Source organism: Paramuribaculum intestinale, from assembly GCF_003024925.1.
GTDB lineage: Bacteria > Bacteroidota > Bacteroidia > Bacteroidales > Muribaculaceae > Paramuribaculum > Paramuribaculum intestinale.
The window spans coordinates 21,551-29,884 of the sequence record NZ_PUED01000012.1 but is presented as its reverse complement, the minus strand read 5'-3'; the positions used below and the strand labels follow the sequence as shown (position 1 = coordinate 29,884).

Below are 8,334 nucleotides of genomic sequence, written 5' to 3'. Positions count from 1 at the left end.
AAAGCATGGGGACTGAACGTTAGTCACGGGTTTTGCCACCCCCTAATCTGCCTTGTTCCATGCTTGTGATGCCTGATATTTGAAGATAAATTTATTCAAAAACATTTAACCGTACAAATGTACGACCTCTAATATAAATCTTATGCCAAAACAGTTGACAAAAGTAATGCTGGCATGCCTTCTCAGTGCAGGAGGCTGCTATCAGGCTGTCTACGCTCAGGAGGCAGCCGGCGTGTCCCAGACAAATGGGACCTGTACCGGCACCGTGACCGACTCAACGGGTGAACCGATGGTCGGAGCTTCGGTGTTTGTCATTGGTACGAACAAGGGAACATCGACCGATATCGACGGCCGGTTCTCGCTCACAGGTGTTAATAAAGGTGCTACTCTGCGTATATCCAGTGTGGGCTACACCACAGTTAACGTGAAATGGGACGGCCAGCCTCTGTCGGTGGTGCTGTCCGACGAAGGCAACCAGCTCGACGAAGTAGTAGTCGTCGGCTACGGTATCCAGAAGAAAGTGAATCTTACCGGTGCTGTCGCCACGGTCAATGGCGACGTGCTCAAGGATCGTCCGATCACCAATATCGGTCAGGGTCTGCAGGGTGTGATCGGTAACCTTAACGTATCGGCCAACAACGGTGGCGCTCCCGGTGCCACATCGTCGTTCAACGTCCGCGGTACTACCTCGCTCAACGGCGGTAGCCCGCTGGTGCTTGTCGACAACGTGCAGATGGATGCCAACCTCGTCAACCCCAACGACATCGAGTCGGTGACCGTGCTTAAGGACGCAGCTTCGGCTGCCATCTATGGTGCGCGCGCTGCCTACGGTGTGATCCTCATCACCACCAAGAAGGGTCGTGCCAACGAGAAGCCGACCATCAGCTTCGGTGCGTCGGGCTACTGGTCGCAGGCTGCCATGGAGTTCCATAAGGTCAACTCGCTCCAGTATCTCCAGATGATGAACGGAGCCGCACAGAACGACCGTGGCTCGAACTACTTCAACGATCTCGTGAACCAGTATGTTGAAGATTACTTCTACGGCCGCTACGATTCGCCGGTATTCACCGTCCCCGGATCAAACAAGTATGAGTATTGCGGCAACACCGACTGGTGGGACGCTCTCTACAAGACTTCGTTCTCACAGCTCTACAACCTCAGCATCAACGGCGGTACAGACAAGACTACCTACTACGCTTCGCTGGCTATGACCGACCAGGGAACCAACCGCCGCGGCGCCGACGAAAACTTCAAGCGCTACAACGCATCGATCAACGTCGAGACCAAGATCAACAACTGGCTGACTGTGGGCGGTAAGATCAGCAATGCCTACGTCACCCAGACCCACCCCACCGGATCGGGCAACTCGGGCGTGACAAGCATGTCAGGTATGTTCAAGAACGACCTTCGTCCGTTCATGCCTGTCAAGCACCCCGACGGTAACTGGGCCGGACAGGGCAGCTTTACCAACCCCGTGGCCGTGGCTGCCGAGGGCGGTAACTCCAAGACTCAGAACAATGACCTCTGGATGACAGGCGTTGTTAAGCTGACTCCTATAAAGAATCTCTTCGTGCAGGCCGACTACACCTGGAACGCCTACACTTCCAACCAGACTTCGCGCAACACCGCGTTTATGGAGTATGGTGTCGATGGCGAGCCTCTGGCCGACTATCCCTGGACCAGTCGTCCGACTTACATCTACAAGTATTCGGCCAACGACTACTATCAGGCATTCAACGCCTTCGCGCAGTATGACTGGACACTCGGTGGAAGCCACAACTTCACCATCATGACCGGTTACAACCAGGAAAAGAAGGTCAACGGCTCGTTCAGCGCACAGCGCAATGATCTTCTTAGCGGCAACTCCAACCAGTTCAACCAGGCCAGCGGCGACCGCAGCATGAGCTCTTCAGCCACACAGTGGTCGATCAACAGCTGGTTCGGACGTCTCAACTACAATTATCAGGGCAAATACCTTGCTGAATTTGTATGGCGCTACGACGGCTCGTCGAAATTCCCCAGCGGTGACCGCTATGGTTTCTTCCCCTCGGGATCGATCGGCTGGCGTATCTCTGAAGAAAGCTTCTGGGAAGGCATGCGTGGCTGGTGGAACAACATGAAGATCCGTGCTTCTTACGGACGTCTGGGCAACCAGGCCGTGGGATCCAACTTCCCCTATATCGCCAACATGAACTCCGGTACTCTCGGATATATCGTAGGCGGCTACAACAACCGTCCGCTGGTGGTTCAGGCTCCGGGTCTTGTCAGCGCTACTCTGACATGGGAGAAGGTTGATCAGCTCGACCTCGGTTTTGACGCTGCATTCCTCGGCAACCGTCTGACAGCCGAATTCGACTGGTATCAGCGCGACACCAAGGGCATGCTCACAGGGCAGAATCCTCTCCCCGGCGTGCTCGGCACGAACGTTCCGCAGGCCAACGCAGCCGACCTCCGTACAACCGGTTGGGAGCTCGCCCTCCGCTGGAACGACCGCGTGAACTCCATAGGCCTAAACTACTATGGCCGTGTTTCGCTCTCCGACTATCAGGCCGAGATCACCAAGTTTGACAATCCCGACAAGAACCTCGGTTCGTACTACGTAGGCCAGAAGATTGGCGAAATCTGGGGCTATGACTCCAACGGTCTTTTCCAGACTGCCGAAGAGGTGGCTTCAAGCCCGAGCCAGAGCCAGATCTGGGGTGGAACATGGGAACCCGGTATGACCAAATATGTTGACCGCAACGGCGACGGCATCATAGGCTATGGCGACAACACTGTCGACAACCCAGGCGACCGCCACATCATCGGCAACAGCACTCCGCGCTATCAGTTCGGTATCACTGTAGGTGCCGAGTGGAAAGGATTTGACTTCGATATGTTCTGGCAGGGTACCGGCAAGCGCGACTACTGGTTCGGCGGCGACGACTACTGGGCTTTCAGCAATGAGTGGTCAGTACCTCAGAAGCATACAGCCAACAACACCTGGACGCCCGAGAACACCGGTGCATTCTTCCCCCTGCTCTCGCACAACGGTGGCAAGAACGGTGCAAGCCGTCAGACTTCGACCCGCTATCTGCAGGATGCAAGCTACGGCCGTCTGAAGAGCGTGATGCTCGGCTATACTATCCCGGTCAAGGTCACTTCGAAGGTGGGAATCGAGCGTCTGCGCCTCTATGTGCAGGGTGAGAACCTCCTGACCATCACCCCGATGGAGAAGTGTGTAGACCCCGAGACCCTCGGCAACATGACCTACCCGCTTCAGCGCAAGTTTACAATAGGTCTTAACCTTACACTTTAATCAATCCCGTAAAAACTCTGAATATATGAAATTGAAATATATCGCATCGGCAGTCGTGGCCTGTGGTCTGCTTCAGGCCTGCGACTACACAGACCTGAAGCCGCTGGAAGGGTTCTCCGATCCTACATTCTGGAACACGGTCGATGACCTCGAGCTTTACGCTACCGGTCTGTTCGGAAACTTCGGCGGCGCATCGTCGACCGGCGACAGCGAGAGCGACAACATGGTGCCCGCAACCATCAGTTCGTATCTCTTCGACACATACGTGACGGCCAACGCCAGCGGCTGGAGCTACAACGACTGGTCGACAATCCGCCAGTGCAACTACTTCCTCAACCGCTATCAGCGCGTAGAGGGCAACGAGGCCGACATCAACAAGTATGTCGCTGAGGTGCGCATGATCCGCGCCCTGGCATACTATTCCAAAGTCCGTACGTTCGGCAATGTGCCCTGGTATGAATCAGACCTCCAGACCAACGACGAGGAGCTGCTCTACAAGACCCAGGATCCCCGCTCGGTAGTTGTGCCCAATATCATAGCCGACCTTGAGTTTGCAGCCCAGTGGCTTCCCGACGGTGGCAACGAAGTGATGGGTCGTCCGAGCAAGGACGCCGCCCGCGCGCTGCTCGCCCGTGTTTGCCTCTATTTCGGCACATACGTGAAGTATCACAATGCCAATGAGGAGTGCATGAAGGGATGCCATGGACTCGACGCCAACGCCCTTCTTAAGAAGGCTGCCGACGCTTCGCAGGCCATCATGAACACCGGCAAGTATGATATCGTCAAGGTCGACGCTCCCTCCGAGGCTCCCCAGCCTGCAGGCGATCCGCTCTACTACCACAACCTCTTCATCCAGACTCAGCTCTGGGGCAACAAGGAGAATATCTTCGCCCGCTACTATACGATCAATCTCGTCACCAACGAGGTGGGTCGTCAGGAAGGCAAGAACAACCTCGGTTTCAGCAAGGACTTTGCAATGAGCTATCTGATGAAGAACGGACTGCCTATCGCCAATGCCGGTTCGGGCTATAAGGGCGATGACAGCTATGCCGACGAGTTCGACGGCCGTGACCCGCGTATGATTCAGACAATCGGCAATGCCGCTATGCTCTGGTATCCCAGCGAGGACTATCCCCGCCGCGATCTGCTCGCTACTGCCAACGGTGCATGTACCGGTTATTCGTCGTGGAAATTCCACTCGTCGGACTACGAGCAGCAGCAGCCTCAGAGCTGTACTTTCGACTGGTTCCTCTTCCGCTATGCCGAAACTCTGCTCATCAACGCCGAAGCCAACGCCGAGCTCGGCACCTGCACTCAGGACGTGCTAGACAACACTGTCAACAAGCTCCGCGACCGCGTAGGCATGGCTCATCTGACCACTTCGCCTGTGGCTGACGCCGCTCCGGTCGACTACGGCTACAGCGTGTCGCCGCTGATCTATGAGATCCGTCGCGAACGCCGCGTAGAGCTGGCTCACGAGGGATTCCGTATGGACGACCTCAAGCGCTGGAATGCCATGAAGCTCCTCGAGAATCCGCTGACATTCCTCGGCATCAAGGTTACTCCCCAGCAGGAGGCATTCTTTGCTGTCGACGGTGATTTCAGTGAGGAATACATTGACGAAGAAACCGGACAGCCGATCCAGACAGGTATCACCTTCGGTGGCGACAACGGTCTGAAAGTGATCAGCTACAATGGTGACAAATATCTGATGGTCTACGGCAACGAGCCTATCTATCCAGAAGGCCGCAAGTGGAAGACCAACGACAAGCGCTGGCTCTATCCGATACCTCTGACGCAGCTGCAGTACAACAAGAACCTCGTGCAGAACTACGGCTGGGATGTTCCCTCCGCTGAGTAATCTCACGTTAAGTATGCTATAACCCGTTCGGCGACCCGGCCTCTGACGGAGGCCGGGGAGTCCGGACGAAAGTCAAATGATCAAGTGTCAAGACCGATTTGTTAGTTGGACATTAAGGTTGCGGAGAGTAGCATAGGCTTCCGCTTGATCATCAGGTGCCGTGTCAATGACACGGCACCTTTTTTGCAAAAAAAGTTTGTGGAAGATGATCCTATATGACGACCAATAGATCTTATAGGACTCATAGATCTTATAGGATTTATAGGTCTTATAGGACTTGTTGCTATCAAATGCTGGGGGAGTCTAAATAGATCGGGAGGGTATAAAAATAAAAAAATCACTCGTCATCCCGACGAATAATCTTTTTACCTTAAATCTAATACCATGAAAAACTGGAGCAAAGTTAGGCACTTTTTGGTAAATTGCAATACTTTTAGCACTCAATTAATGTATTTTAACATAAAATTATTGCAGTCGATATTCTCTTCCAATAGCCTGATGGCATCCTCTTGACTGAATAACATGCTGTATTGGCTTGATATACAACTATGAGCAATCGGACTGTTGAAGAACCGTGTCGGTCAGAACCTGACGTGGGCAAAGAGTTTGCGGTAAGAGTCGGCTGTGCCGATGCACACGAGTTCGTCGCCTTTTTCGACCTCCTTTTCGGGTTCTTCTTCGGGAAATATCCGCTGCAGTGTGCGGCTGTTGACCCCGAGCAGGTTGCGGCTCTCTTTAAGTCGGCTTACGGCTACGAGATCCATTCCGTAGGTCTTGCGCAGGTCGAGCGCGTCGTAGCGCGATCCTGTGAAAAAGTCGGGGGCGGGGAATTTCAGCACATAATGTTCGTCGTCGATGCGCATCGATTCGATTTCAGCGCCAAGTCCCATTTCGTTGACGAGATCGGAGGCTGCTCGTTGCTCGGGGGTGAGTATGCGGTCTATGTGGAAGCCTTCGAGTATCGCCTCGTGCAGCTTGTCGATGGCGCGGGCGAAGATGTGCTTCACTTCGAGTTTTTTCAGCAGTGCGACGGTGCGGATGCTTGCTCCGAAATTTTCGCCTATGGCCACAATCACGAGGTCGACGTTTTTAAGCGGGAGCACACTGAGCGACATTTCGTCGGTAGAGTCGATGATATAGGCTGTGGAAATGAAGTCTTTGATCGATTCGACAAGCGATGGGTTCTTGTCGGCTCCGATCACTTCGTGTCCCATGTTGGTGAGGTCTATGGCGAGGTTGGCTCCATAGATGCCGAGTCCGATTATCAGGTAGCGCATGTCTGGGTCAGTTTATGATGATGTTGTCTGATGGATATCTTGGCTGTATAGCCGCTTTCTGGCGTCCGGCTATGCCGGTGAGGAGCGATATGATGCCCACGCGGCCGAGAAACATCGCGGCGCAGAGCAGTATCTTCGATGCGTCGGAGAGGAGGGGAGTGGCGCCGAGCGATGATCCTACGGTGAAGAGCGCCGAGCACGACTCGAACAGCAGCGACCGTGTGGACAGCTGCGGTTCCAGCCCCAGCAACAGTAGCGAGAAAATGAGGTAGGAGATGATCGAGAGGGCTATGACGGCGTTTGCGCGTCGTATGGAATTGACCGATATGGTGCGTTGGAATGCGGTGACGTATGGCCGTCCGGTGACTATGGCGCGCAGATTGAGCAGAATGGCCGCAAGGGTGTTGACCTTCACGCCTCCGCCTGTCGACTGTGCGGCGCCTCCCACCCACATCAGGAATATTACAGCGACAAGGGTTATGTCGCGGAACGACGCCGGGTTGACAGACGAGAATCCGGCGCTGCGCGGAGTGGCCGAGTTGAAGGCTGCCTGAGTGATCTTCTGCCAGAGTGTCATGCCGGCCAGGGTATTGTCCCATTCAAGCCATAGAAATGCCGCCGCACCGGCTATAAGCAGAGCCATGAAGGTGGTGATGACGATCTTGGTGTTCATGTTGAAGGGGTGCACATTGTGCGGTTCGTGCTCGCGGTGACGCATGCGTGCCCGTAATTCGCTGATACGGCACACGACCGCGTCGCGCAGATTCACCAGTATCGGGAATCCTATGCTGCCGGCCACGACAATAGCCGTCGTAACCCAGTAGATCGAGTTGTTGCCGGCGGCGAGCAGCATGGGGTTGGACATGCCTTGCGGCAGTGTGGAGAAGCCGGCGTTGCAGAACGACGACAGCGAATGGAATGCCGCGAAAGCCATCTCCTCTTCAAGCGTCATGCCCAGTGTGCCTGTGACGCTCAGCCATATCGCTACCGCTCCGATGGCCTCCACCGTCAGGGTGAATCCGAGGATATAGAAGAGTGTGGGCACGAGAGCCGACATCGACCGCGAGTAGATCATGTCGCGCAGCAGCATCTGGGAATAGATCGAGGCGTTGCCGCTGAAAAATATGGCGAAGAAGCTCGTGAATGTCATTACTCCCAGGCCGCCTATCTGTATCAGGGCGGCCAGAATGGTGACTCCCATGGGGGTGAAGTTGGTGTAGACGTCGACAGGTGTCAGCCCGGTGATGCACACGGCGCTCGTGCTGACAAACAGGGCGTCGGTATAGCTTATGCCGGCGTAGGTGGATTTCGGCAGCATCAGCAGCAGCGAGCCGATGAATATGAATATCAGAAAACTGGTCGACAGCAGCAGCGACGGGTTGGTGCGTTTGCCTACGGCGCGGATTATGCCGTAGCATAGTGTCACGAGTGCATAGGCTCCCAGTGAGGAGTAGAGAAACGCCTCGCTGTAGAGCATCCGCTCAAGCCATGGAAGCCACGGGTGCTCCGGGTGGGGATAGATCCATGGGAGCAGCGTCAGCAAGATCATGCAGTCGACGATCCATTTCACCCAGGTGGTCTGGCGGCATGTCGGGCGGAAAAAGAATATCAGTCCGTAGGCTACGCGGAGTATGAACACTGCCTGGGCGGCTCTCAGCATCCGCCGGAGGCTTGCGGTGTCGGCCTGCGACAGGTCAAAGCCCATGTATATGATAAACCCTGCGAAGCAGGCGGCAGAAGCCACAAAAGCCGTTACGGTGAGTATGGACGCAATAAGGCGCAGTGAGGCCGCGCTGCGGTGGGTGAAGCGCTCGAACCGCCGCAGCCCCGATCGTGAGCGCCGCGACAATGACCGTAATATGTCGGAAAATGATGGCATCTCGTGCGAGTTGTGGTGT

The 8,334-nt window shown here is 55.1% G+C and carries 4 protein-coding genes; 2 read left to right on the top strand and 2 right to left on the bottom strand.

The genetic code is table 11. The annotated features are described in order from the left end of the window. The first annotated feature begins 166 nt into the window (after window positions 1-166). Together C5O24_RS02120 and C5O24_RS02115 are read left to right on the top strand one after the other, a co-directional pair. On the top strand, window positions 167-3,298 hold the full coding sequence (locus C5O24_RS02120; protein WP_237613018.1) for a SusC/RagA family TonB-linked outer membrane protein: 3,132 nt from the start codon (window positions 167-169) through the stop codon (window positions 3,296-3,298). A gap of 25 nt (window positions 3,299-3,323) precedes the next feature. Continuing rightward, the gene (locus C5O24_RS02115; RefSeq protein WP_107681379.1) at window positions 3,324-5,159 is read left to right on the top strand and encodes a RagB/SusD family nutrient uptake outer membrane protein; all 1,836 of its coding nucleotides are present in this window, start codon (window positions 3,324-3,326) and stop codon (window positions 5,157-5,159) included. A gap of 581 nt (window positions 5,160-5,740) precedes the next feature. Here C5O24_RS02115 and C5O24_RS02110 read toward each other — a convergent pair. Continuing rightward, complete coding sequence (locus C5O24_RS02110; protein ID WP_107681378.1) at window positions 5,741-6,436, bottom strand: potassium channel family protein; 696 nt, start codon at window positions 6,434-6,436, stop codon at window positions 5,741-5,743. A gap of 7 nt (window positions 6,437-6,443) precedes the next feature. Next, window positions 6,444-8,315, bottom strand: coding sequence for a TrkH family potassium uptake protein (locus tag C5O24_RS02105; RefSeq protein WP_107036078.1), 1,872 nt, complete (start codon window positions 8,313-8,315; stop codon window positions 6,444-6,446). Window positions 8,316-8,334: the final 19 nt, after the last annotated feature.